The organism is Bacteroides faecium, assembly GCF_012113595.1.
GTDB classification, from domain to species: Bacteria; Bacteroidota; Bacteroidia; order Bacteroidales; family Bacteroidaceae; genus Bacteroides; species Bacteroides faecium.
The window spans coordinates 4,905,556-4,931,998 of record NZ_CP050831.1 but is presented as its reverse complement, the minus strand read 5'-3'; the positions used below and the strand labels follow the sequence as shown (position 1 = coordinate 4,931,998).

Sequence of the window (26,443 nt, the reverse complement as noted above, 5' to 3'; positions counted from 1 at the left end):
AGAAAAATGCTATTTTCCTTCCAGGTTTTGGAGTGTAGAACTGAACGTGAAATGATGAACAAATAAGATGCTTGTGTTTAGAGGAAAAGGCAATCGGTAAACCTTTCGGACGATGGGCATAATAAAAACGACGGTGAGAATTTGTTTGATTCTCACCGTCGTTTTTATTTACATTATACTTTTAGTCTTCCAGTAAGTCGGGACGAAGCTTTTTGGTGCGTTCCAAGGATTGTTGCAACTCCCATTCTTTAATCTTTGCTTCATGGCCTGATAATAGAATATCAGGAACTTTCCAGCCTTTATAATCAGCAGGACGAGTATATACAGGAGCTGCCAATAAATTGTCCTGGAAAGAATCGGAAAGCGCGGATTGTTCATCGGAGATAACTCCGGGAATAATACGTACGATAGCATCGGCCATAACTGCTGCGGCCAGCTCGCCACCTGTCAGGACATAATCTCCGATACTGATTTCTTTAGTAATCAGATGCTCGCGAATACGATAATCAATGCCTTTGAAGTGGCCGCAAAGAATGATTAGGTTCTGCGCTAAAGAAAGGCTATTGGCTATCGGTTGGTTGAATTGTTCTCCGTCGGGGGTTGTGAAGATTACTTCGTCATACTCCCGTTCTGCCTTAAGAGCGTTGATACAACGCTCGATGGGTTCTATTTTCATAACCATTCCGGCGAAACCACCAAAAGGGTAATCATCGACACGACGGTATTTATCTTCAGTATAGTCACGCAGATTGTGGATATGTATTTCTGCAAGTCCCTTGTTTTGAGCCCGTTTCATAATAGAACAATTGAAGAAACCTTCAATCATCTCGGGTAAAACTGTTATAATATCAATACGCATAATCTTTAATTTTTCGCAAAAGTACAAATATTCAAAGATAAACCTGTATTTTTGCCTTAAACAATCGAAGAAATATGGATATAAAGGAAAAAATAGAGGAATTGCGTGCCGAACTTCACCGGCATAATTATAATTATTACGTGTTGAACGCTCCCGAAATCTCGGATAAGGAGTTTGATGACAAGATGCGTGAGCTCCAGGATTTGGAACAGGCGCATCCGGAGTATAAAGACGAAAACTCGCCTACTATGCGTGTAGGTAGCGATCTAAACAAGAACTTCACGCAGGTGGCACACAAATATCCTATGTTGTCATTGGCAAATACGTATTCGGAAGCCGAGGTGACAGATTTTTATGAACGTGTTCGCAAGGCGCTCAATGAGGATTTTGAGATTTGTTGCGAAATGAAATATGATGGTACATCGATCTCATTGACTTATGAAAATGGGAAATTGGTTCGTGCCGTTACCCGTGGTGATGGTGAAAAAGGAGATGATGTGACGGATAATGTGAAGACGATCCGTTCCATTCCGCTTGTGCTTCATGGTGATAATTTTCCTGCCACTTTTGAAATTCGTGGGGAGATTTTGATGCCGTGGGAAGTATTTGAGGAATTGAACCGCGAAAAGGAAGCACGTGAGGAGCCGCTTTTTGCTAATCCGAGAAATGCAGCTTCCGGTACATTGAAGTTGCAGAATTCTTCTATCGTTGCTTCTCGCAAGCTGGACGCGTATTTGTATTATCTGCTGGGAGATAATCTTCCTTGTGACGGACATTATGAAAATCTTCAGGAAGCTGCGAAATGGGGCTTTAAAATATCTGATTTGACACGTAAATGCCAGACATTGGACGAAGTTTTTGAATTTATCAACTATTGGGATGTCGAACGTAAGAATCTGCCGGTTGCCACAGATGGAATTGTTTTAAAAGTAAATAGCTTGCGACAACAGAAGAATTTGGGATTTACGGCTAAATCTCCGCGTTGGGCTATTGCTTATAAGTTTCAGGCTGAACGTGCTTTGACACGCTTAAATAAGGTGACTTACCAGGTAGGCAGAACAGGTGCTGTCACTCCAGTGGCGAACCTGGATCCTGTACAGCTTTCGGGAACGGTTGTGAAACGTGCGTCTTTGCATAATGCGGATATTATTGAAGGACTTGATTTGCACATTGGAGATATGGTTTATGTCGAAAAAGGTGGTGAAATCATTCCTAAAATCACGGGCGTTGACAAGGATGCGCGTAGTTTTATGCTTGGTGAGAAGGTCAAGTTTATTACTACTTGTCCCGAGTGTGCCAGCAAATTAGTAAGATATGAAGGAGAAGCTGCACACTATTGCCCTAATGAAACGGCTTGCCCCCCACAAATCAAAGGTAAAATAGAGCATTTCATCAGTCGAAAGGCTATGAATATAGATGGATTAGGCCCGGAAACGGTAGATATGTTCTATCGGTTGGGTTTAATTGAAAATACGGCCGATTTGTATAAGCTTACAACTGATGATATCAAGGGATTGGAGCGTATGGGCGAGAAATCAGCAGAGAATATTATAACAGGAATTGCTCAAAGCAAAACAGTTCCTTTTGAACGGGTAATCTTTGCTTTAGGAATACGCTTTGTCGGTGAAACTGTGGCGAAGAAGATAGCAAAGTCGTTTGAAAATATAGATGAACTGCAGCAGGCAGACCTTGAAAAGTTGGTTAGTATCGATGAAATCGGAGAAAAAATAGCTCAAAGTATCTTGCTGTATTTTGCGAATGAGTCTAATCGTGATCTGGTTAGCCGCTTGAAAGATGCCGGATTACAGCTTTATCGCACTGAAGAAGATTTAAGTGGATACACGGATAAGCTGGCAGGACAGTCTATTGTCATCAGTGGCGTGTTTACTCACCATTCACGGGATGAATATAAAGAACTTATCGAGAAAAACGGTGGCAAAAATGTAGGAAGTATTTCTGCGAAAACAAGTTTTATCCTTGCCGGAGATAATATGGGGCCTGCGAAACTGGAAAAAGCGAAAAAACTTGGAATAACCATACTTAGCGAAGACGAATTTCTGAAACTTATATCGTAAGATAAGAAAAATATTCGTACTTTTGCGGCTAAATAAATTAGAGATTATAATTAAAACTCATGATACAGACTAAATTGAAAGGAATGGGGGTAGCACTGATTACTCCTTTCAAAGAGGATGAGAGCGTTGACTATGACGCATTGATGCGCATGGTGGACTATCTATTACAGAATAATGCGGATTTTTTGTGTGTGCTGGGAACTACAGCCGAAACCCCGACTCTTACTGAGGAAGAAAAGAAAACCATAAAAAAAATGGTGATTGACCGCGTTAACGGAAGAATTCCTATTCTGTTGGGTGTAGGTGGTAATAATACTCGTGCTATTGTAGAAACATTGAAAAACGATGATTTCACAGGAGTTGACGCTATATTGTCTGTTGTGCCATATTATAATAAACCTTCGCAAGAAGGCATTTACCAGCATTATAAGGCAATCGCTGAAGCAACGGAGCTTCCTATTGTGTTGTATAATGTTCCGGGGCGTACGGGCGTAAATATGACTGCTGAAACGACTTTGCGTATTGCCCGCAACTTTAGCAATGTGGTTGCTATAAAAGAAGCATCCGGCAATATCACGCAAATGGATGATATTATCAAGAATAAGCCTGAAAACTTCAATGTGATCTCTGGTGATGATGGTATCACTTTCCCTCTCATCACTTTAGGGGCTGTTGGTGTTATTTCGGTTATCGGCAATGCTTTTCCTCGTGAATTCAGCCGTATGACACGTTTAGCGCTTCAGGGAGACTTTGCTAATGCACTGACTATCCATCACAGATTTACAGAATTATTCAATCTGTTATTTGTAGATGGAAATCCTGCGGGAGTGAAATCAATGCTGAACGCTATGGGAATGATTGAAAATAAACTTCGCTTACCGCTGGTTCCTACCCGTATTACTACATTTGAAGCGATACGTAAGGTTTTGAATGAATTGAATATAAAATGCTGATTTAAATATTGTTCTTGGCGAATTAAACGTATTTTTTTATTTCTTTTAAATAAGGGAAGCTCAAAGGCTTCCCTTATTTTTTTTGACATTTTGAAAGAAAAACGCAAATTCACCGTTGGGCAACGAGAAATTTGCCGTTGCCCAACGGTGAATTCATGGTTGCCCAACGGTGAATTAGGCGATGAGGTGCTTTAAATAATAATATTTTCTAACATGATTTATACGAAAAAGCATAAAATAAAGCTAGCATCTTTAGATTCCCCAAATTTTCAGACTGAGCTGCCTTTACAACTGGACCTGCCATGAACCGATTTCTTCGATGAAATGGGGATAAAAAAGAAATCCTCTACAAATAAATGCAGAGGATTTTGTGATCGCGACAGGATTCAAACCTGTAACCGGCTGATCCGTAGTCAGCTACTCTATTCAGTTGAGCTACGCGACCCAATATGTGATTTCTTTTTCAGTGACCGCGACAGGATTCAAACCTGTAACCGGCTGATCCGTAGTCAGCTACTCTATTCAGTTGAGCTACGCGGCCAATCTGTTAATTCAAATAAGTGATCGCGACAGGATTCAAACCTGTAACCGGCTGATCCGTAGTCAGCTACTCTATTCAGTTGAGCTACGCGACCGTTATTTTGTTTTAACGGGTGCAAAGATACGGACTTTTCCCGAACTAGCAAGCATTTCAACGTTTTTTTTGTAGAAAAATTATTCTATGAACCGATAATTGAATAGTTGCCAACCTATGCTTAATCCGACATTCCACTCTCTTTTCGGTGAGCTATAATGATTTACATATGCGGAGATGTCTCCGAATGGTAATTGGCATACAACAGAAATTTCTCCCAAATATTCGAATTTCGAGAAAGCTTTTCCGTAATATGCTTTATTCAGCGAGTTTCTTTCGATTGGATATATAGGCATAAAACCATAAAATTCTCCTCGCAGGTGGAACATTTGATTCAAACGATATACAGGTCGAATACCGGCACTTACGAATTGATTGGCACGGAAGGCTTCGTTATAGGTCATTTTGCTGTGCAGTGTGGGAGAAAACTCTCCGGCTTGCATCATTGTTGCTGTATAGTTCTCCGAGAAGTTCTTAGAGGCATATAATGCTTTCAAATACCACCCCAAAACCCAATGCTCACTCATATTATGATATTTTTCTTTCATATAGGATAATTGCAACCAGGAATGGTGGTCTTTATTGTTACTTCCTGTGGTAGTTACTTCTCCTGGATAGAATCTCTCTCTACCAACGAAAATCTGCGCAACAAGAGCTTCCCTGTATCCACGTGTCGGATACTGCCGGGAGTTAAGTGTACTTCCGTTAAAACTAATCGAACCGCCAAATAAGTCATAGCGGCTTTTATCAAATTTATCATTTCCAAAGTCAATGACGCTTTTTTGAAAATATTTATCCTCTATTTTCGCAATTCCTATTCCGAATTCGGCACGTTTGCTCGAAAGAAAAGGTAAACCGACCTGTAATTTCAGGAATCGTTCGTCTTTTTGGTTAAAAGCAGGCTTGTCATTTCTCGAAAAGAGTTTGTCTTTTTTAAAATAATCGAAAGTACTGATTGAACCTATAAGGCGGTATGAGGTCGGAATGGCTGTGGCAAAGTCTATCTTGGCCATAAACTGGACGTTATTATATACTTTTCCAAGTTGTCCGTCGAGAATAAATTCTTTGGCATAGTAATTTAAATCCTGATAACTCAATCCCAGGTATATTTGATTGGAATTGGAAGTAGATATATTACCGCCCAATCTGACTGCGAAATTATTCTCTAATTTGACTTTCAGGTGTAGATCATATGTATCATCTTCCGGGTTATAAATCGCATGAGGGATAATTTCAGAAATCATTTTATCTGAAAGCAACCGGAAATAGCCCTGTTTTAAATCCTCATAGGTGAATTCTTTATTGTCTGATTTATGAAATTCTTTTTTAATATAAACCTGTTGTTGGGGATTAGCCCCGTCAATAATGATGTTTTTGAAGCGTAGCTCCGGGAGATTACTCCGGTAGACCATTCTCCGCAAACGTATGTTATCATAGTTGACACGCCGATGAATACGGCTTTTAATGGAATCCATCATGCTGATGGTTCGATTATATCCAATGTCATGTAATTCATCGATGCGTTGAAAATCCATAAGATTGACATTATCATATTTGAAGGTCATTGAAATTCCCACTGAATCAGGAATAGAATAATCGGTTTTTTGCATCACCATATTTTCTATTTGACTCATAAGGTCGTCTTCCTTGGGCTTGGTGGGATTGGTTGATACTACACTTCCTATGATAATATCCGGATGAAAATCATCACGCATGACATCTGTGGGAAAATTATTATAAATTCCACCATCGTAGGCTAATACGTTGTCTATTTCAATAGGTTTGAACATGAATGGAAAACTCATTGAAGCTCTGACAGCATCTCCCAAGTCTCCGTTTTGCATTACTAACTGCTTCTTGTTATATACATCGGATGCAATGCAACGGAAAGGGACGAAAAGTTTATCAAAATCCCCTTTGCAAGCGGCTGTAGCACGTGCATACAAATCTACAAAAACGAGATTCATCTGAATTGGATTCACTACACTGGTAGGCAGAAACTGAGGTTTCAGGCTCTTCAGTGAATCTTTGAATGAGAAGCGTATATTGAAAAATTCAGGAGTAGGAAGATTCTTCTTGAAGTGATATACGTATTTTTCTTCCACTTCTCCGGAATACCATCGTTTGAAATCTTCGGATTTCAGCAGTTCTACCATGTCGTCAGGAGAGTATCCCATGGCGTACAAAGAGCCGACGATAGCTCCCATGGAGGTGCCTGCAATATAATCAATGGGAATGTTGTTTTCTTCCAAAGCGCGAATAATACCGATGTGTGTTAATCCTTTTGCGCCGCCGCCACTTAGTACAAGTCCTACCTTTTGGGCGTGGATAGCCGGAATGGTCAGCCATAAAGTAATTAACACTAAAAGAATTTTTCTCATAACCCGAATCAAGCAATTGGTATTTCTGTCTATTAAGTGTTCAAATATATGCAATACTTTTCAATTTATCGATATTTTGCAGGTCGTTTTAAAATGAAAAAGAGCATTGCAACGTGTATTTTAACGTTGAATGCTCTTTTTGTAGTTATATAATGTTTAAAAGGGCGATATTTAAATCAGCTCGATGCTACGTTTTACGAAGTTGTTCAATGCTTCACCTCTCAACATATTGTTTTGCAATAAAGCTAAGTCAATAAGCTGACGGATTACTTTGTTATTACTTGCGTAACCAATGAAGACAGCTTCTTTCTTGCTCTTCAAATCATCCCATTTCTTATCCAAATCATTCAGTTCATCCTTTTCTGCTGTTGGGATATCTTCATCTTTTTTATCCTTGTGCTTGTCTTTCAACTCATTACGCAGTTTGTTGACGCTGTCCATTTCGGACTGTATCGGAGCGACTTCGGCATGACAAGCACCTTCTTCTTCGCTTAACACCTGCTTGATCAGCTTGTGGTCAGAATTCAGTATTAAATTGAACATATCAGGCATTTCACCATAGAAGCTCATTCCGGCCTGAATATTTGCCATTTCTTTCATACGGCGCATATATTCGCTTTGGGTAATCATTACTGGAGCAGAGTTTTCTCCTAATGCCTGTGCCGTTACATTGAATTCAACTTTATCCATTTTGGGTAGTTGGCTTTTGAAGGCTGTTGTGATAGCATCCTGCTTATCGGCTTCCAAGATTTCACCTTTCTTGTCTTCTTTAACAATAAGGTTGTCTACCACATCACTATCGACACGGGTAAAGCGGGATTTTTCCAATTTTTGTTCCAGCATGCTTACCATTGCTACATCCAGTTGGCCGTCCATGAGCAACACATTGTATCCTTTGTTGGTAGCAGCTTCGATGTAACTATATTGTTCATCCTTATTATTGGCATACAGATAGATTAGATTTCCATCTTTATCTGTCTGATTATCTTTAATAAGAGTCTGATACTCCTCGAATGTGTAATGTTTGTCATTTGTATCGGTGAAAAGGGCAAATTTTTGCGCTTTATCGTAGAAATCCTCTTGTGTGAGCATTCCGTAATTGATAAATATTTTTAAATCATTCCACTTCTCTTCAAATTGCTTACGGTCATTCTTGAAGATAGATTGCAGACGGTCGGAAACTTTCTTGGTGATGTATGTTGAAATCTTCTTCACGTTCGAATCACTTTGCAAGTATGAACGGGAAACGTTTAACGGGATATCCGGTGAGTCTATAACTCCATGTAACAAAGTCAGGAAATCCGGCACTATGCCTTCAACTGAATCTGTGACATATACCTGATTGCAATATAACTGAATCTTATTTTTATTTAGTTCGATGTTGCTCTTTACTTTCGGGAAGTAGAGGATACCAGTCAGATGGAATGGGTAATCCACATTCAGATGAATCCAGAAGAGCGGTTCGTCAGACATTGGATACAACTTGCTATAGAATGATTTATAATCCTCATCCGATAGTTCACTTGGTTTACGAGTCCAAAGAGGAGTCGTATCATTAATGATGTTATCTTCAGTTGTTTCTACTTGTTTGCCATCTTTCCATTCTTTCTTTTTTCCAAATGCAATAGGAACAGGAAGGAAGCTGCAATATTTCTTGAGGAGTTCAGAGATACGTGCTTCTTCAAGGAATTCTTTGCAATCATCATCAATGTATAAGATGATGTCTGAACCACGGTCGGCTTTTTCTACATTTTCGATAGTGAATTCAGGGCTACCATCACAAGTCCATTTTACAGCTTGTGCACTGTCTCTATATGATTTAGTGATTATTTCTACTTTCTTCGCAACCATAAAGGCGGAATAGAAACCGAGTCCGAAGTGCCCGATAATGGCATTTGCGTCATTTTTGTATTTCTCGAGAAAATCGTTAGCTCCTGAAAATGCAATCTGATTGATATACTTTTCGATTTCTTCTGCTGTCAGACCGATACCACGGTCAGAGATGGTAATAGTATCTTTACCTAATTCGACATGAACGGTCAGATCACCCAGTTCACCTTTGAATTCGCCAATAGAAGCCAATGTATTCAGCTTCTGGGTAGCGTCTACCGCATTGGATACTAACTCACGAAGAAAAATTTCATGGTCACTGTACAAAAACTTCTTGATGATAGGGAAAATGTTTTCTGTTGTAACCCCAATATTACCTTTTTGCATAATACGTATATTTTTTAGTTTATCTATTGATTGATTTTAATTGATATTTGCTCAGATAGAGACAAAAAAAATGCCAGACCCGAAGGTCTGACATTATGGCATATTTAAGATTCTCTTATTCTGAAAATAATTCTATTCCGCAGCAATAACTTTCATTTCAAGTTCACCTTTTTCTTCATTGAGAGAGACCTGAATATTATCTCCTTCCTTCAAGGATGAAGAAATGATAAGCTCGGACAGGCCATCTTCCAAATAAGTCTGGATGGCTCGTTTCAAAGGACGGGCGCCATATTGTACGTCATATCCTTTGCTTGCGATGAATTCTTTTGCTTTATCTTCAATAACAAGCTTGTATCCAATGGATTCAATCCTGCTATACAGTCCTTTTAACTCTATGTCTATAATCTTTGTTATAGCATCCAAGGAGAGTTGGTCGAAGGTGATGATTTCGTCCACACGGTTAATGAATTCAGGCGCGAATGATTTATTCAAAGCCTTTTGTATTACACTTCGCGAGAACTCTTTATCATCCAGGCGGCTTTGTGTCGCAAATCCGACACCTCGTCCGAATTCTTTCAATTGACGGGTTCCAATATTGGAAGTCATGATAATAACGGTATTTTTGAAGTCTACCATTCTGCCATAACTGTCAGTCAAACGACCTTCATCCATCACCTGAAGCAAGATATTGAATACATCAGGATGTGCCTTTTCTATCTCATCAAGCAATACGATAGAGTATGGTTTACGACGAACTTTCTCTGTCAACTGACCACCTTCTTCATATCCTACGTATCCCGGAGGCGCTCCGACCAATCGTGAAACTGTGAATTTCTCCATATATTCACTCATGTCTATACGAATCAACGCATCGGCGGACCCAAACATATATTTAGCCAACTCTTTTGCTAAATGGGTTTTACCAACTCCTGTCGGGCCCAAGAACATAAATGTGCCAATCGGCTTATTAGGATCTTTCAGTCCTACGCGGCTTCGCAAAATCGCTTTTACCAACTTCTCTATGGCTGTATCCTGTGCAATGACTTTAGACTGCAAGTCCTCTTTCATACCTGCCAGTTTGATGCCTTCAGCTTGCGCCATACGTTGCACGGGGATACCTGACATCATTGAGATGACATTAGCTATTTCTTCCGCATCCACAGTTTGTCTGTTCTCCTTGAGATTAGCTTCCCATTCTTTCTTCATCTCATCCAATTGGAGAGAGAGTTCTTTTTCTTTATCCCGGAAGCTGGCTGCAAGTTCGAAATTCTGTGATTTTACAGCTTCATTTTTCTTGTTTTTAGCTTCTTCGATCAGTTTTTCCTGTTCTTCTATCTCTTTAGGAACATTGACGTTGGTAAGATGTACCCGTGAGCCGGCTTCATCCAAAGCGTCAATGGCTTTATCAGGGAAATTACGATCTGTGATATAGCGGTCTGTCAGCTTGACACATGCTTCCAGGGCTTCATCTGTATAATATACATTGTGATGATCTTCGTACTTATCCTTGATATTACGCAGAATCTGAAGAGTTTCTTCAGCGGTAGTAGGTTCTACTATTACTTTTTGGAAACGACGTTCCAAAGCGCCATCCTTTTCGATGTTCTTGCGATATTCATCCAGGGTGGTAGCACCAATACACTGTATTTCTCCTCTTGCCAATGCTGGTTTAAGCATATTTGCGGCGTCCATAGAGCCTGCTGCCGAACCTGCACCTACAATCGTGTGAATTTCGTCAATAAACAAAATCACATTCGGATTTTTCTGCAACTCATTGAGAATGGAACGGATACGCTCTTCAAACTGTCCACGGTATTTGGTTCCTGCCACGACAGCTGTCATATCAAGGGCTACCACTCGTTTATCAAACAGAATTCGTGAAACCTTTTTCTGGATGATTCGTAAGGCAAGTCCTTCAACGATAGCGGATTTTCCGACACCCGGTTCTCCAATCAGAATCGGATTATTCTTTTTACGACGACTCAAAATTTGAGCCAGGCGTTCAATTTCTCTTTCTCTACCGACTACAGGGTCCAATCTTCCTTCTTCTGCCGCTTTTGTCATATCCGTACCGAAATTATCGAGTACCGGCGTGTCATTGGACGGCTTTTTTGAAGCAGTTTGTGCCTGCTGACGTTCTTCAGAACCGCCTCTGCCACCTGAACGGGGAGAGGACATTTCTTCGTCATCATCATCGTCTTCCGTAAAACCCATACCTGAGTTGATATCAGGCTGTAACGTAGCTTGTTCCAATACTTTTGCGTAATTTATATCATTTGCTTCAAGTACGGAAGCTGCCATATTATTTTTCTCTCTTAAAATTGCTAACAGAACATGTTCTGTATCAGCGATGTTACTTTTCATTCCACGTGCTTCTAAAATACACATTTTTAATATCTTTGCCGCATCATTGGACAACGGCACTTCTGCATCAGGCAGTAACATGTCATCAGCTTCTGCCTTCAATTGAGCTTCAATCTGCTGCTTGATTATAGCCAGATTGGTGTTGAGTTTAGACAATATCTCGATAGCTTTTCCTTCACCGTCACGGAGCATTCCCAGAAGCAGGTGTTCAGGGCCTATGTACCTACTTCTCAACCGATTCGCTTCTTCCTTACTATAGACGATAATGTCGGAAACTCTTTGTGAGAATTGATTATTCATACTTATTCCTTTTCTTCTAAGGGTTATTCACTGGCAAATATACGCATTAAATCAGGTTTGTATTGCAATATTTGCTTTATTTCTTATATCTACAAATGGCGTGCCATAAAAACGGTGTATTTGCATTATATATATAAGGTATAACAAATATCAAGGTGTTTTTTACTGATGTTATACTGGCTTTATACCTAATATTTATTGTTTTTCTCTTTTTGTTTTCGTATTTTAAAGCTTGCCCGGATGTCCTTCCGGTCATAATAAAAGTTTCTTCCCAAAAACTTTCGTATATCCGGGAAAAGTAGTACTTTAGCGTGGTTTTTCACAAACCGTAGAATGTATAATTAATAATCATTTTAAATGCTTGAACAAGACAGAATTATAAAGATTAACATCGAGGAGGAAATGAAGTCATCGTACATTGACTACTCCATGTCGGTCATAGTTTCACGTGCCCTTCCGGATGTTAGAGATGGATTTAAGCCCGTTCACCGTAGAATTTTATACGGAATGATGGAATTGGGTAATACTTCAGACAAACCTTATAAGAAATCAGCGAGAATCGTTGGTGAAGTACTTGGTAAGTATCACCCTCACGGAGATTCTTCTGTTTATCTTGCAATGGTGCGTATGGCACAGGAATGGGCAATGCGTTATCCATTGGTAGACGGGCAGGGTAACTTTGGTTCAGTAGACGGCGATAGCCCTGCAGCTATGCGTTATACCGAGGCTCGTCTTAATAAGTTGGGTGAAGCAATGATGGATGACCTGTATAAGGAAACTGTCGATTTTGAACCTAACTTTGACAATACGTTGGTTGAACCGAAAGTAATGCCGACCCGTATTCCTAATCTTTTAGTAAATGGTGCATCCGGTATTGCTGTAGGTATGGCTACCAACATGCCGCCTCATAATCTTTCGGAAGTAATTGATGCCTGTGATGCATATATTGATAATCCGGAAATTACAGTGGAAGAACTGATGGACTTTGTTAAAGCTCCGGACTTTCCTACAGGTGGATATATATATGGTGTAAGCGGTGTCCGTGAAGCATATCTGACAGGTCGTGGACGTGTGGTTATGCGCGCAAAAGCTGAAATTGAAACAGGACAGATGCATGATAAGATTGTAGTAACCGAGATACCGTATAATGTGAACAAGGCAGAATTGATTAAATACATCGCTGACCTTGTGAACGATAAGAAAATAGAGGGTATCTCGAATGCGAATGATGAGTCAGACCGTGACGGTATGCGTATTGTTATTGACGTGAAACGTGATGCAAATGCAAGTGTAGTGCTGAATAAGCTCTACAAGATGACAGCTTTGCAGACATCTTTCGGTGTGAATAACGTTGCTCTGATTCATGGACGCCCGAAGACTCTGAATCTGAGAGATTTAATTAAATACTTCATCGAGCATAGACATGAGGTTGTTATCCGTCGTACACAGTTTGAACTCCGCAAGGCAAAAGAGCGTGCACACATTCTCGAAGGTTTAATCATTGCTTCGGATAATATTGATGAAGTAATCCGTATTATTCGTGCAGCTAAAACCCCCAATGATGCTATTGCAGGTTTGATAGAGCGTTTCAACCTGACAGAAATTCAGTCTCGTGCCATTGTAGAAATGCGTTTGCGTCAGCTGACTGGTCTGATGCAGGATCAACTTCATGCAGAATACGAAGAAATAATGAAGCAAATTGCTTATTTGGAAAGTATCCTGGCTGATGATGAAGTCTGCCGCAAGGTAATGAAAGAGGAATTGTTAGAAGTAAAAGCGAAATATGGCGATGAACGTCGTTCTGAAATTGTTTATTCTTCAGAAGAGTTTAATCCGGAAGACTTCTATGCGGATGACCAGATGATTATCACAATCTCTCATATGGGATATCTCAAACGTACACCGTTGACTGAATTCCGCGCACAGAACCGTGGTGGAGTAGGTTCCAAGGGTACAGAAACCCGTGACGAGGACTTTGTTGAGCATATTTATCCGGCTACCATGCACAATACTATGATGTTCTTTACACAGAAAGGTAAATGCTATTGGTTGAAGGTATATGAAATCCCTGAAGGAACGAAGAATTCTAAGGGACGTGCCATCCAAAACTTGCTGAATATTGATTCTGACGATAATGTAACAGCATACTTGCGTGTCAAGAGCCTGGAAGATTCTGAATTTATTAATAGTCATTATGTATTGTTCTGTACTAAGAAAGGTGTAATAAAGAAAACACTGCTTGAGCAATATTCTCGCCCTCGTCAGAACGGTGTAAATGCGATTACGATTCGTGAAGATGACAGTGTTATTGAAGTTCGTATGACGAATGGAAACAATGAGATTATCATTGCTAATCGCAATGGACGTGCAATTCGTTTCCATGAAGCAGCAGTCCGCGTAATGGGACGTACTGCAACGGGGGTACGTGGTATTACATTAGATAACGATGGTCAGGACGAAGTTGTTGGAATGATTTGTATCAAAGATTTGGAAACTGAATCGGTAATGGTTGTTTCTGAACAGGGATATGGAAAACGTTCTGAAATCGAAGATTACCGTAAGACTAACCGTGGTGGTAAGGGAGTCAAGACCATGAATATTACGGAGAAAACTGGTAAACTGGTAACAATCAAGTCTGTAACAGACGAAAATGACTTGATGATTATCAATAAGTCTGGCATCACTATCCGTTTGAAAGTGGAAGATGTTCGCATCATGGGACGTGCTACGCAAGGTGTTCGTCTGATTAATCTTGAAAAACGTAACGATCAGATTGGTTCGGTATGTAAGGTTATGACTGAAAGTCTTGAAGATGAAATACCGGCAGAAGAAACAGAGGGAACTATTGTGAGTGATCCAAACGCAGATGCTCCCGATGTTGAAGATGTAGCTGACGTTAATGAAGACGAGAGCAACAATGAAATTGAGGAATAGACATAATATTAATAATTAATCAAACAACAATCATGAAAAGAGTATTATTTTCGATGGTTTTATTGATGGCTGTTAGCTTCTCATTCGCTCAGATGAAGAATGTGAAAGAAGCAAAGAGTATTGCCAATGACGTAAAACCTAATTTTAAGCAGGCTGAACAGCTCATTAAGGAAGCTATGAAGAATCCTGAAACAAAGGATCTTGCTGACACATGGGACGTTGCTGGATTTATTCAGAAGCGTATTAACGAAGAGCAGATGAAAAATGCTTTTTTGAGAAAACCGTATGATACATTGAAAGTCTACAATAGTATTCTGAAAATGTATGAGTATTATACAAAATGCGATGATTTGGCACAAGTTCCTAACGAAAAGGGTAAAATTAAAAACAAATATCGTAAGACAAATGCTTCCAGCATGTTGGCTGAACGTCCGAACTTGATTAATGGTGGTATCCAATATTTCAATTTGGATAAGAATAAAGAAGCTTTGAAATTCTTCGCAACATACGTAGAATCAGCTTCTTATCCGATGCTGGCTGACAAAGAAATTGCTAAAACTGATACTCTGCTTCCACAAATTGCTTATTATGCAACATTGGCTGCTGATAGAGTAGGTGATAAAGACGCAATCATCAAATATGCTCCTGCGGCTTTGGCTGATAAGGACGGTGGTAAATTTGCAATGCAGTTAATGGCTGATGCTTATAAAGCTAAAGGTGATACTGCTGCATGGATCAAGTCTTTGGAAGATGGTATTCTTAAATTCCCGGGAAATGACTATTTCTTTGCAAACCTGGTTGACTATTATAATAGTTCTAATCAAGCTTCTAAAGCAATGGAATTTGCTGATAGAATGTTGTCTAATGATCCTAATAACAAACTGTATTTGTATGTAAAAGCATATCTTTATCATAACATGAAAGAGTATGATAATGCAATCGAATACTATAAGAAGGCTATTGCTGCTGATCCGGAATATGCAGAAGCATACTCTAACGTTGGTTTGGTATATTTGATGAAGGCACAGGATTATGCTGACAAAGCTACAACAGATATCAATGATCCTAAGTATGCTGAAGCACAGGCTGTAGTGAAGAAATTCTATGAAGAAGCTAAACCCTTCTATGAAAAAGCTAGAGTTTTGAAACCTGATCAACAAGATTTGTGGTTGCAAGGTCTTTACCGAGTTTATTATAACTTGAATATGGGTCCTGAATTTGAAGAAATTGATAAGTTGATGAAATAATCATCTTTCTGAATAAAAAAGATAAAGAAGGTTACTTGCAAAATAGTAGCCTTCTTTTTTTATTTCATTTTTTAAGAGGGATCGTTTTTTAGTTTCGGCTTTCCAGCAATTGAGGCTAATATAGGATGAAATAATTTCTGGATGGCACAAAAAACAGAAAAGGAGCAAAGTCTGAATTTGCTCCTTTTATCTATTAAACATAATAATGATTATTCCCTAATCGTGAATAGCTTTTTATATCCGTTTTGATCATCCGTTAATAACAAGTAATGGTGTATCAGAGTGAAATATCATCTTTCTGGCAATACTTGGATTAAATAAGCGAGCGAATATGTTTCTTTTATATGAAGTCAGTGTGATTATATCTATTTGATTCTCTTTGATATATTGATCAAGTCCTTTTAATAAATTATCACTCATTACAACGTCATAATGAATTTCAAGCCCCGGATATTGTTTATGGAAATATTCTTTTATTCCTGCAAGTTTTATTTCATTCCAGGTATCTTTGGATTCGGTAAGATGTATCAAAGATACTGAAAAATGAAATGATTTCCAAGTATTGAAGAATGCTTCAAATGCAATTAAATCTCTCTGGTCGAAATTTGTTATGAAAGCAATATGTTTGACTTCACTGAATTGTTTGAATGGTGTATTTTCAGGAATGGCCAACACTGCAGTACGACTTCTCTCAATAACTTCAGCGGTTACACTGCCAATCAAATCAATATCTTTTTGATTCTTGCCCCGAGTTCCCATTATAATAACAATGGGACGTTGATCTTTGGCATATCTAAGTATTTCTTCTTCAGGAATACCTTCCCGAAGAATACAACTATATTTGATATCCGGAAAATCTCCTGAGGCAATTTTTTCTTTTATTTTTGTTGATAAAGCATTGAGATCGGAATGTACTTTGTGAATAATAGTTTTCACAGTCTCTTCATCTCCAACCTGATAATTGAAAACATCTCCATATGGCAATGACGATGCATATATAGGCGTGAAATAAACGTGCAATAAGATAACTTCTGCATTCTCTGTTTTTGCTAAATTAAAAGCAAATTCACATGCTTTCATCGAATAATTGGAGAAGTCGACAGGGATTAAAATCTTGTTTGATTTATTTTCAACTTTAGGTTCCTTCTCTCCCACTATACTTTCAGATAACCAAGTAGAACTTTCTGTTATTTTTAGCGCACGTGGTAAATCACTTTCCTTAATTCGCAAACGGACACCCGAAGAAACGACAGGCTGTATTTGGTTTACGTTATGAATGTATGTCTCAATACCTTCATTTTCAAGGACATTCTTTAATATCTGAGCTTTGGTATATGTCAGAATGGCTAGGGTTACTAATTTGTCTTCCATAAATGTACATTTTTGAAGGGTGAACAAATAAGAAATCCCAATTGTTTGCTCAATTGGGATTCAGTTTGTTATATTTTAAACTTGCACAGATTCGGTAGCCTGTTCTTTTTGCATTCTCATATTCAATTCATCCAATATCTTTAAAGCCCGATCAAGAACGGTCGTATCATCCAGCATTACAAGCCCACCATCCGGACCGGGCTCAAGATGTATTCCGACACTTTTTCCTTCCTTGAAATTGTGCCCGCCGAAGAAGTTTCGCACAGTATCTACGTGCAAACCAAGTTCATCTGCTATTCTATGCATGCTACCGCTAGGCAATGAATCTTTAATCTTACGAAGTTCATTAAATGTTATTGTTCTCATGTCTCGTAAATTTAATGGTTAATACTATGTGATTTTTTTATCACGCTATAAACTTAAGCAAAAAAAAAGATAAAACAAATTATTTGCTTATCTTTTTTCTGAATTTATAAAATCTTTTATTTGGCTCTATATCACCTCAATAGCGGAGGTCGGCACCCAGCCTACTTTTCCGTCTTCCAAGCGGATTTCTTTCCATTCTTTCATCGAATTGTCCTTGATGCTTACCTTTCTTCCTTCATGGAGAATAAATAAGCTAGTACCACTCTCACTGGGAGTACTTCGAACCGTGACACTTGGATTCATAACAATCGCTTCATTCCGGTTTACTAAATGTTCTTTTTGCTCTGAAGCAAAGAGATTGGTACATATAGTAATAATCAAAAAGATGACTCCTGATATGAAACCGGCTTTCTTCCACATAATCAGTTTAGAGAATATGAAAAAGTAGAGTGCAACAATGAATAAAATAAAAGAGATGATTCCCCACATTGCCCATGCATCTACACTCATACTATTTATCAAAGATTTAGTCCATGAAACAAAGAATACTTCGGGAACTGGTTCTACTTTATCTATTGTTTTGGCACGTGCTACTTCAAGATTAGCACGAATGTCATTATTACCGGGTTGCAATAGTAAAGCACGTTCATAGTTGAGGACTGCTTTTGCTATTTCTCCTATTTTATAATAACTATTCCCTAGGTTATAATAAACGTCAGCAGCTTCTCCATTCTTTAACAGCGTTTCGTATACTTGAATGGCTGTGGCATAATCTTCCTTTATGTATGCAGAGTCCCCTTCAGTTTTTGTAATATCTCCGGGTGTATCATTAGAGAATATAGTAGAACCCGCATGGATAGAATCGTTAACTTGTATAGAATCAATGTTTTGTGAATCCTGTCCAAAACAAGTCACCGACATTAATATTAATATAAAAAATAATATTTTTTTCATAACACAATCTCTTCTTGGTTAATGTTTTATTGAATTCTCCATTTTGCTTATTACTTCTATCGAAGATGAATAAACTTTATCCATAGCTTGATTTTCATCTCCTGGAGCGAAACGGGCAAATTCACAGTCATTCAGTGCATTCAGGAATCCTTTAATTAGTTCTTCATTCACTCCATGATTTCTTAGTTTTTCTTCGATATTATCTTTAGATAAACGAGATACCGGAATATTTAACTTATCACTAATATATCCCCATAATGCTTTCAGAACCTCATCATAAAAAGCATCCTTCTTATTTTCAGAAAGTAGCTTACCTGCTAATTTCATACGTTTTGTAGCGACTTTATTAGCTTTCTTTGTCCGCACCTTAGCAACATTGGCATTCTCTGCTGCTTGCTTGCGATAGATAATAAAGAAGATGATAAAGGCAAGAGCTGGAATAATATAGAATAACCAATAGGTCATTGAACCGTAGAAGAAACTACCTTTAGGCTGAAGAGTTACCTCGTTTTGTTTGATATAACGTATATCTTCTCCTAATACTTTCAAGTCCTCCTTATTAGTGAAATTTGCAATCACTTGATCTGCATTTCCTGCACCCTTCTCAATATTCACTACATACTCTTCCGTTTTTAGAGTTTTGTATGATTTGGAACGAATATCAAAGTAACTGAAAGATACTCCCGGAATCTTATATGTTCCGGCATGTCTGGGAATCGCCAGATACTCAATTACTTTATTACCAGTAAGTCCTTCACGAGTCAACCTAACCTGATTATCTACTTTGGGATCATATACTTCAAAGTCATCCGGAAATTTTATTTCTGGATTAGAAATCAACTTCAAGTTTCCTGTGCCGGAAATAACTAGTTTAATAGTAATAGCATCATTGGTTTTCAACTCTTTGCTATTAATAGATGAAGAAATGGTAAACTCTCCTACTCCACCAGAGAAGTCTGACGGCTTACCAGCTGGAAGTGGATTGACATTTATTGCTATCTTAGGAGTAGCGATATTTTTTTTAATCTCCATCACACTACTTCCACCATTAAAAAATGCATCGAAAGGATCGGCTGATTGTATAGGTTTTCCTACTGTCATCTGAAATTGAGCCGGATCTATATATAGTTTACCTGATTGCTGTGGAAAAAGTACAAACTGACGATAAACTGTTGTATAGTAATTACGTCCCTGATAATGTTCAGGAGTCCACTTAGCATTTGTTGTCATTTCGATTTCCTGTGAATGGAAACCTTTAAAATCAGGGAGCTTGGCATTGTTTAGCTGCAAATTCGACTCTCTGGTATAGATTTTATATGTCAGAACAAATGCTTCCTGTTCGAATACATTGGTTTTGCTGGCAGTTGCAGTGATAAACAAGTCCTGATTAGATACAGTCGTACCGGACGAAGAATGTATGGAAGAGTTGTTATTACTGCTACTGTTTTGACCTCCATTACTGCTTTGATCTTGCGGTAGTACTTTAATTTTCACCGAGTTCGATACCATTTGATTACCATCGGCTACAATTGAAGCACCACCAATCGTGTATTCACCGGCAGTATTAGCCATTAATATATATGTAAATGTAATACTACTGGTAGATGTAACATTACCATTTATAATTTGGGTACTACTTTGCTGTGAACGGCTTGGCCCCATTAGTACATCGAATCCTTTAATTGAGGGAGCCTGAAAATCTTTAATTTTCTGTGTAGTTACAGTGTAAGATAGCCTGAATTGATCGCCTACTACCACTGCATCAGGAGCAGAAGCAGTAAAAGACACTTTATCGGCTAATGCCTGAGTGCTATATGCTATCAATGCCATCAATATAATAATCAGTTTTTTCATTGCTTATGAAATTTATATCGTCAACTTTATATTACCAATCTTTTTCTAAACGACCACCCTGCAGTACTTTCTGTTGTTTCTTTACTTTATCCTGCACGTCTTTTTCATCCTGCATCACAGAATTCAGTAATTGTTCAGCATTCTCCTTTGACATCTGATTATTTTGTTTTTCAGATTTGGGCGGTTGTTGCTGATCTTTCTTTTCATCTTGATTCTGATCTTTCTGTTTATCTTTATTTTGGTCTTGTTTTTGATCTTGCTTTTGTTGATCTTTGTTTTGATCCTGATTCTGGTCTTGATTCTGCTGGTTCTGTTGTTGATCTTTCAACATTTTTTGGGCAAGAGCCAAGTTGTATCGCGTTTCATCATCAGTAGGATTATTGCGCAATGACATCTTATATGCATCCACAGCTTTTGCATAGTCTTTACCAGCCTGGAAAAGTACTCCCATGTTATGGTAAATATGCGCCAGTTTCATTTTGTCTTTTTCTATATTGCCAGCTGCTACATATTGCTCCATAGCATCCTGGAACTTTTGCTGTTGTGAAAGCGTATTACCCAAATTATACATGGATACTGAAGATTTAGGATTTACTTCCAGAGCTTTCCGGTAGTTTACCTCTGCATCTACAAATACGCTATCATTAAACAGGCGGTTTCCTTTACGGATATAGTCACGTTCTTCTTTCTGCGCTGAGACAGCAGCAGCCGATAGCAGAAGCACGACGAATATAATATATTTACTTTTTAACATGCGCATAACTATTTCTTATTAGAAAACAGATGAATGTTCTTAAATAAAGGATTTTTGCGATCCAAAATTAATATTTCTGCCAATAGCAATAGTAGAATAATCCAGGCAATTGCTTGGAATTGTTCGTTGAATTCAGTGTAGACTTTCGACTCTACATCGGATTTTGCCATTTTGTTCACCTCTTGATTAATAGCTTTCTGTGCCGAATTAGAGTTGTCTACCCGTACATATATACCTTTTCCTTCTTTGGCAATCTCCTGACACATCGCTTCATTCAGCCGCGTAACGATTACATTACCTTCCCGGTCACGACGATAATCATTTGTACCTTCAGCCGGTATAGGAGCTCCATCAGGCATACCTACTCCCAATACATTTACTTGTATACCTTTTTCTGCTGCAGCTTTAGCTGCTTCCACTGCACCGCCTTCATGGTTCTCACCATCCGTAATGACAATGATGGCACGCCCTACTCCTTCTTGAGGAGTGAAACTACGGGTAGCTAAATTAATTGCTTCTCCAATAGCTGTACCTTGCTTGGATATTAAAGAAGGATTTATGGACTCCAAGAACATTTTAGCAGAAATATAGTCGCTGGTAATTGGTAATTGGGTGAACGCATCACCGGCAAAAACAATCATGCCGACTTTATCATTATCAAGTTCATCTACCAATCTGGATATTAATCTTTTTGCCTTTTCCAAACGGCTCGGTTGCACATCCTGGGCAAGCATAGAGTTTGAAATGTCTAATGCAATAATCACTTCCACTCCTTTGCGCTTTACCGTTTCCAATTTAGAACCAAATTGAGGACGTGCTAATAGTACTGAAAATAAGCCGATAGCAGCAAATAAGATCCAGAATTTTACATCCGGACGATATTTAGAGACGTCAGGCATTAATTGAGCCAACAAAGCAGGATCACCAAAACGGCGAATATTCTTCCTTCTTTTGTAATTGGAATACAAGTAGAAAGCTGCTAAGAAAGGCAATAGCAGCAATAAATATAAATATGTAGGTTCTCCAAATCGAAACATCTTCTTTACTATTTTATGATTGACAAATTACAATTGACAAACCACCTTATGGAATTTTCTTGAGTATTGAATTACGTAGCAATACTTCCAATAGCACGCAGAGGAAAGCAGCTAATGCAAACCAATGATACTCTTCATCGCGTTTGCTGTACTCTTTTACATTCAGTTTGGTTTTCTCCAGTTTATCAATTTCTTCATATACTTCTTTTAGTTTCGAATTGCTCGTAGCCCGGAAATAGTTACCATCTGTTGTTCCGGCAATCTGCGTCAATGTCTTTTCGTCGATTTCTACCGGCATATTGACATATTGCACTGTATTACCGACTGGATAGGGATAAGGTGCCATTCCATTCGTTCCTACACCGATAGTGTATACACGAATTCCAAAGCTCTTAGCTATTTCGGCAGCCGTCATCGGAGAAATATCGCCTTTGTTGTTAGTACCATCCGTCAACAAGATGATGACTTTCGATTTAGCTTTACTATCTTTCAGACGGGTTACAGCATTCGCTATTCCCATACCCACTGCAGTACCATCTTCGATAAGGCCACATTTGATATTATGAATCATATCCAGCAATACGGCATGGTCTACAGTCAATGGACATTGAGTGAAGGTCTCACCGGCAAATAATGTGATACCGATATTGTCATTGGGACGTCCATTAATAAACTCCGCTGCAACATCTTTTGCAGCTTCCAGCCTATTAGGTTTCAAGTCTTCAGCCAGCATACTGGTAGAAACGTCGATAGCCAGCATAATATCAATTCCTTCTATCTCGCTGTTTTGCCACTTATTAGTCGTTTGTGGGCGTGCAAGAACCAAAATAACCAATACTAATGCAATGATACGTAATAGAAATGGAGCATGCAACAAATAATTCTTATAACTTTTGGGTGTATGCGCATATACCCTGGCATCAGAAATTTGAAGGGTAGCTTCACTTTTTCTTTGCTTCAGAATATACCATACAATATAAGGTATAAGCAATAATAGCAAAAACAGATATTCAATATTGGCAAAAACCATTTTATTTATGATTTAACAGTTTACTATTTAGTATTCAAGTTATACATTCTTTATACAAAAAGATTGTATATCTGCATACCTATATATATAAAGGTACCAATCAATGCAACTGATAAAAGCGTAATTCCACAAATCAGCATTGCTTTAACCCGCAAAGAGCGTTTCTCAATGATGGTGATTTCTGTTGGTTGTGGTTTCTGATTTTCCTCTTCCGGTTGTTTCGTCTCATTGATAAAGTCGATAGCATTAATCAAGTTTGCATCATTTTCATTCATTTGAGGATCATGTTTGGCAAACTTTACTAAATCGGCAGTTTGGAAAAGATATTTCAAATCAGACATAGCCTCTTTATCATTCATTTCCAGTAATTTATCAATGATTTCAGAAGAAGTCATTTCCAATGCATTAAATCCGAAACGATCTTTTATATAAGTACGAAGAGTATCAGTCAACTCTGTATAGTATTCCTTCGGTTGTCCTTTCTGCCATATCTTTTCAGTTTTGATACGTTCTATCTCCTTCATGGCAGCCTGATGTGGCGGCAACTTAGGTTCAACTTTTATCTTACGGATAATTGGCTTATTATCACGGATACGTATGATAAGATAGATCAATAAACCGAGCAGAGGTAAAGCTAGGAATGAACAAGCAATCAAGCCATACCAGTCTTCCCATGCAAAAGGTGCCTTCATTACAGGTTTTTGTCCGAAAAATTGGTCAGGGTGTAATGTGTCTACTGGAATGGAATACACTTTCAATGCCAAGGCTTTTGATTTATACTCTTTGCCATCTACCGTTACAGGCATTGGTGGCAGATAATATAAAGCTGAATCAAAAGAAGTGATAACATATTCCTGAGTAATCAACATTCGCTGGCGATCGTTCAGAAATTGGGTATCCGGTTTGACAGTTTCTATAATTTCTACACCTTTTATTAAAGTATCGGCATAAGCAGGAAAAATAGCGCGCTGCTTAGCATCCATGGCGACTTGCAATTGCAATTTCGCCTGTTCGCCAATCAGTATCTGCAATGAATCTATTTTTGCTTCCACTGTAACAGATTGCGCTGCTACTTTGCCGATAGATAATAGACCTAATAATGCTATCAGAATAATATTTCTATTCATATTTGATTTCATTAATTTCGTTTGGCAAATAAATTCAACAATGCCTTTACGTAATCCTGGTCAGTTTTAACCGACACAGAGTCTACATTACTTTTAGTAAACGTATCGCTCAGTTCAGCTTGCTTCTGTATCCACCAGTCACGATGTGCACGACGTACAGCTTTAGAAGAAGTATCGATCCATTGCTCATGACCAGTCTCTGCGTCTTTTATTCGCATTAATCCTACAGGCGGAAGATCACTTACTCTTCGGTCGTAAACTTGTAATGCTACTACGTCATGTTTCCGATTGGCTATGGTTAATGCATTTTTAAAACTTTCTTGGTCGATGAAGTCTGATAAAATGAATGCCGTACAGCGTCTTTTCATCACATTAGTCAAGTATTCCAATGCAAGACGTATATTGGTACGACGGCTTTCCGGTTGAAAGTCAATCAGTTCACGGATAATATATAGAATATGTTTACGTCCCTTTTTAGGTGGAATAAACTTTTCTATCCGGTCTGAAAAGAAAATCACGCCGATCTTATCATTATTCTGTATGGCAGAAAAAGCAAGAGTAGCCGCAATTTCCGTTACCATGTCCTTCTTTAGCTGTTTAACAGTACCAAATTCCAAACTTCCGGAAACATCAACCATCAACATGACTGTCAGTTCGCGTTCTTCTTCAAACACTTTCACGTAAGGTTTATTGAAACGTGCCGTCACATTCCAGTCTATGTCACGTATATCATCGCCAAACTGATATTCCCGGACTTCAGAAAACGACATACCCCTACCCTTGAAAGCCGAATGATACTGGCCTGCAAAGATATTGTTAGACAATCCCCGTGTCTTAATTTCAATCTGACGAACTTTTTTTAGTATTTCACTTGTCTCCATTTATACAGTAGTTAAGTAGTAAGTAGCTAAAGTAGTCAAGTATAACACCATGACTACTTATTGACTGTATTATAACTACGAATCAGGGCACTTCAACCTTATTCAGAATCTTGCTGATGATTTCGTCCGAAGTCATATTGTTAGCTTCCGCTTCGTATGTCAATCCTATACGGTGGCGAAGAACATCATGTGCAACAGCACGTACATCTTCTGGAATTACATAACCACGACGTTTGATGAAAGCATATGTACGGGCAGCTAAAGCCAAGTTGATAGAAGCACGGGGCGAACCTCCAAATCCTATCATATCTTTTAATTCTTTGAGATCATATTTTTCCGGGAAACGGGTAGCGAATACAATATCTACGATATAACGTTCAATTTTCTCATCCAAATATACCTGACGAACAACTTTGCGTGCTTCAATAATTTCATCAGCTTTTAGAATCGGTTTCACATTGAACTTTTCTCCATTGATATTCTGGCGAATAATCAACTTCTCTTCTTCCAACTTCGGATAGTCGATGACCACTTTCAACATGAAACGGTCGACTTGCGCTTCAGGAAGAGGATAAGTTCCTTCTTGTTCAATCGGATTTTGAGTAGCTAATACTAGGAAAGGTTCCTGCAATTCAAATGTTTCTTTACCGATAGTAACCTGGCGTTCCTGCATAGCTTCCAGTAAAGCACTCTGTACTTTGGCCGGAGCACGGTTTATTTCATCAGCTAATACAAAGTTGGCGAAAATCGGACCTCTTTGTACCTTAAAAGATTCATCTTTCTGACTGTAAACCATTGTTCCTATAACGTCGGCAGGCAATAAGTCTGGTGTGAACTGGATACGGCTATATTTCGCGTCAATCAGAGAAGCGAGTGTTTTAATAGCCAAAGTTTTTGCCAAACCAGGTACACCTTCCAAAAGAACGTGACCATCGGAAAGTAATCCGATAAGCAGTGATTCAACCAAATGTTTCTGACCAACAATAATTTGGTCCATACCTGTCGTAAGATTGGTAACGAAAGCACTTTGTCTTTCAATCCGCTCATTTAGCTCGCGGATATCAATTGATTCAGCCATAAATACTTAATATTTTATTATTTAATT

At 38.5% G+C, this 26,443-nt stretch carries 18 protein-coding genes and 3 tRNA genes; 4 read left to right on the top strand and 17 right to left on the bottom strand.

Annotated features, from left to right (window positions below; all coding sequences use genetic code 11):
- Positions 1–181: 181 nt before the first annotated feature.
- Positions 182–859 carry a tRNA (guanosine(37)-N1)-methyltransferase TrmD gene (gene trmD, locus BacF7301_RS18210; protein ID WP_167965017.1) on the bottom strand — a complete coding sequence of 226 codons (678 nt, stop codon included), beginning with the start codon at positions 857–859 and terminating at the stop codon, positions 182–184.
- A 74-nt stretch (positions 860–933) separates the two neighbouring features.
- On the opposite strand from trmD, the gene ligA reads away from it, so the two are divergent.
- The gene (gene ligA / locus BacF7301_RS18205) at positions 934–2,934 is read left to right on the top strand and encodes an NAD-dependent DNA ligase LigA (RefSeq protein WP_167965015.1); all 2,001 of its coding nucleotides are present in this window, start codon (positions 934–936) and stop codon (positions 2,932–2,934) included.
- Positions 2,935–2,993: 59 nt separating this feature from the next.
- The gene (dapA, locus tag BacF7301_RS18200; RefSeq protein WP_167965013.1) at positions 2,994–3,887 is read left to right on the top strand and encodes a 4-hydroxy-tetrahydrodipicolinate synthase; all 894 of its coding nucleotides are present in this window, start codon (positions 2,994–2,996) and stop codon (positions 3,885–3,887) included.
- A 371-nt stretch (positions 3,888–4,258) separates the two neighbouring features.
- Here the strand turns inward: dapA and BacF7301_RS18195 are convergent.
- From BacF7301_RS18195 to BacF7301_RS18170, 6 genes are all read right to left on the bottom strand, one after another.
- Positions 4,259–4,332: transfer RNA gene (locus BacF7301_RS18195), tRNA-Arg, on the bottom strand.
- 22 nt (positions 4,333–4,354) lie between these two features.
- Positions 4,355–4,428, bottom strand: a tRNA-Arg gene (locus BacF7301_RS18190).
- 20 nt (positions 4,429–4,448) lie between these two features.
- Positions 4,449–4,522 (bottom strand) — tRNA-Arg (locus BacF7301_RS18185).
- A 79-nt stretch (positions 4,523–4,601) separates the two neighbouring features.
- Complete coding sequence (locus BacF7301_RS18180; protein WP_167965011.1) at positions 4,602–6,902, bottom strand: patatin-like phospholipase family protein; 2,301 nt, start codon at positions 6,900–6,902, stop codon at positions 4,602–4,604.
- 171 nt (positions 6,903–7,073) lie between these two features.
- Entirely contained in the window at positions 7,074–9,119 is a 2,046-nt protein-coding gene (htpG, locus tag BacF7301_RS18175; protein ID WP_167965009.1) for a molecular chaperone HtpG, read from the bottom strand.
- Positions 9,120–9,251: 132 nt separating this feature from the next.
- Positions 9,252–11,783: an ATP-dependent Clp protease ATP-binding subunit gene (locus tag BacF7301_RS18170; RefSeq protein ID WP_167965007.1), complete on the bottom strand. Its 2,532-nt coding sequence runs from the start codon at positions 11,781–11,783 to the stop codon at positions 9,252–9,254.
- A gap of 357 nt (positions 11,784–12,140) precedes the next feature.
- Between BacF7301_RS18170 and gyrA the strand changes: the two genes are divergently transcribed.
- Both gyrA and BacF7301_RS18160 read left to right on the top strand, forming a co-directional pair.
- On the top strand, positions 12,141–14,717 hold the full coding sequence (gyrA, locus tag BacF7301_RS18165; protein WP_167965005.1) for a DNA gyrase subunit A: 2,577 nt from the start codon (positions 12,141–12,143) through the stop codon (positions 14,715–14,717).
- Between the two features lie 32 nt (positions 14,718–14,749).
- Positions 14,750–15,964, top strand: coding sequence for a tetratricopeptide repeat protein (locus BacF7301_RS18160; protein WP_167965003.1), 1,215 nt, complete (start codon positions 14,750–14,752; stop codon positions 15,962–15,964).
- 249 nt (positions 15,965–16,213) lie between these two features.
- Here the strand turns inward: BacF7301_RS18160 and BacF7301_RS18155 are convergent, their stop codons facing one another.
- The 10 genes from BacF7301_RS18155 to BacF7301_RS18110 all read right to left on the bottom strand — a co-directional run bounded on the left by BacF7301_RS18155 (position 16,214) and on the right by BacF7301_RS18110 (position 26,416).
- Positions 16,214–17,335 carry a universal stress protein gene (locus BacF7301_RS18155; RefSeq protein WP_167965001.1) on the bottom strand — a complete coding sequence of 374 codons (1,122 nt, stop codon included), beginning with the start codon at positions 17,333–17,335 and terminating at the stop codon, positions 16,214–16,216.
- 75 nt (positions 17,336–17,410) lie between these two features.
- The gene (locus BacF7301_RS18150; protein ID WP_022138231.1) at positions 17,411–17,701 is read right to left on the bottom strand and encodes a hypothetical protein; all 291 of its coding nucleotides are present in this window, start codon (positions 17,699–17,701) and stop codon (positions 17,411–17,413) included.
- 126 nt (positions 17,702–17,827) lie between these two features.
- Positions 17,828–18,655, bottom strand: a complete 828-nt coding sequence (locus tag BacF7301_RS18145; protein WP_167964999.1) for a tetratricopeptide repeat protein — start codon at positions 18,653–18,655, stop codon at positions 17,828–17,830.
- Positions 18,656–18,673: 18 nt separating this feature from the next.
- A complete protein-coding gene (locus BacF7301_RS18140) occupies positions 18,674–20,509 on the bottom strand; it encodes a BatD family protein (RefSeq protein ID WP_167964998.1) in 1,836 nt (611 codons plus the stop codon).
- A gap of 31 nt (positions 20,510–20,540) precedes the next feature.
- Positions 20,541–21,263, bottom strand: a complete 723-nt coding sequence (locus BacF7301_RS18135; RefSeq protein ID WP_209319459.1) for a tetratricopeptide repeat protein — start codon at positions 21,261–21,263, stop codon at positions 20,541–20,543.
- Positions 21,264–21,271: 8 nt separating this feature from the next.
- Positions 21,272–22,300 carry a VWA domain-containing protein gene (locus tag BacF7301_RS18130; protein ID WP_167964996.1) on the bottom strand — a complete coding sequence of 343 codons (1,029 nt, stop codon included), beginning with the start codon at positions 22,298–22,300 and terminating at the stop codon, positions 21,272–21,274.
- Between the two features lie 46 nt (positions 22,301–22,346).
- Entirely contained in the window at positions 22,347–23,330 is a 984-nt protein-coding gene (locus tag BacF7301_RS18125) for a vWA domain-containing protein (protein ID WP_022138236.1), read from the bottom strand.
- Positions 23,331–23,380: 50 nt separating this feature from the next.
- The gene (locus tag BacF7301_RS18120; protein WP_440130853.1) at positions 23,381–24,469 is read right to left on the bottom strand and encodes a hypothetical protein; all 1,089 of its coding nucleotides are present in this window, start codon (positions 24,467–24,469) and stop codon (positions 23,381–23,383) included.
- Positions 24,469–25,338, bottom strand: a complete 870-nt coding sequence (locus BacF7301_RS18115) for a DUF58 domain-containing protein (RefSeq protein ID WP_167964994.1) — start codon at positions 25,336–25,338, stop codon at positions 24,469–24,471. Before BacF7301_RS18115 ends, BacF7301_RS18120 begins: the two co-directional genes overlap by 1 nt.
- Positions 25,339–25,420: 82 nt before the next feature.
- Positions 25,421–26,416: an AAA family ATPase gene (locus tag BacF7301_RS18110; protein ID WP_167964993.1), complete on the bottom strand. Its 996-nt coding sequence runs from the start codon at positions 26,414–26,416 to the stop codon at positions 25,421–25,423.
- Positions 26,417–26,443: the final 27 nt, after the last annotated feature.

Coding starts and splice junctions, on each gene's coding strand:
- htpG (WP_167965009.1), bottom strand. CDS start 9,119: ATGCAAAAAGGTAATATTGGGGTTACAACAGAAAACATTTTCCCTATC.
- gyrA (WP_167965005.1), top strand. CDS start 12,141: ATGCTTGAACAAGACAGAATTATAAAGATTAACATCGAGGAGGAAATG.
- BacF7301_RS18145 (WP_167964999.1), bottom strand. CDS start 18,655: ATGAAAAAAATATTATTTTTTATATTAATATTAATGTCGGTGACTTGT.
- BacF7301_RS18140 (WP_167964998.1), bottom strand. CDS start 20,509: ATGAAAAAACTGATTATTATATTGATGGCATTGATAGCATATAGCACT.
- BacF7301_RS18115 (WP_167964994.1), bottom strand. CDS start 25,338: ATGGAGACAAGTGAAATACTAAAAAAAGTTCGTCAGATTGAAATTAAG.
- BacF7301_RS18150 (WP_022138231.1), bottom strand. CDS start 17,701: ATGAGAACAATAACATTTAATGAACTTCGTAAGATTAAAGATTCATTG.
- BacF7301_RS18160 (WP_167965003.1), top strand. CDS start 14,750: ATGAAAAGAGTATTATTTTCGATGGTTTTATTGATGGCTGTTAGCTTC.
- BacF7301_RS18120 (WP_440130853.1), bottom strand. CDS start 24,469: ATGAAATCAAATATGAATAGAAATATTATTCTGATAGCATTATTAGGT.
- trmD (WP_167965017.1), bottom strand. CDS start 859: ATGCGTATTGATATTATAACAGTTTTACCCGAGATGATTGAAGGTTTC.
- BacF7301_RS18155 (WP_167965001.1), bottom strand. CDS start 17,335: ATGGAAGACAAATTAGTAACCCTAGCCATTCTGACATATACCAAAGCT.
- BacF7301_RS18130 (WP_167964996.1), bottom strand. CDS start 22,300: ATGTTTCGATTTGGAGAACCTACATATTTATATTTATTGCTGCTATTG.
- BacF7301_RS18110 (WP_167964993.1), bottom strand. CDS start 26,416: ATGGCTGAATCAATTGATATCCGCGAGCTAAATGAGCGGATTGAAAGA.
- ligA (WP_167965015.1), top strand. CDS start 934: ATGGATATAAAGGAAAAAATAGAGGAATTGCGTGCCGAACTTCACCGG.
- BacF7301_RS18135 (WP_209319459.1), bottom strand. CDS start 21,263: ATGTTAAAAAGTAAATATATTATATTCGTCGTGCTTCTGCTATCGGCT.
- dapA (WP_167965013.1), top strand. CDS start 2,994: ATGATACAGACTAAATTGAAAGGAATGGGGGTAGCACTGATTACTCCT.
- BacF7301_RS18180 (WP_167965011.1), bottom strand. CDS start 6,902: ATGAGAAAAATTCTTTTAGTGTTAATTACTTTATGGCTGACCATTCCG.
- BacF7301_RS18125 (WP_022138236.1), bottom strand. CDS start 23,330: ATGGTTTTTGCCAATATTGAATATCTGTTTTTGCTATTATTGCTTATA.
- BacF7301_RS18170 (WP_167965007.1), bottom strand. CDS start 11,783: ATGAATAATCAATTCTCACAAAGAGTTTCCGACATTATCGTCTATAGT.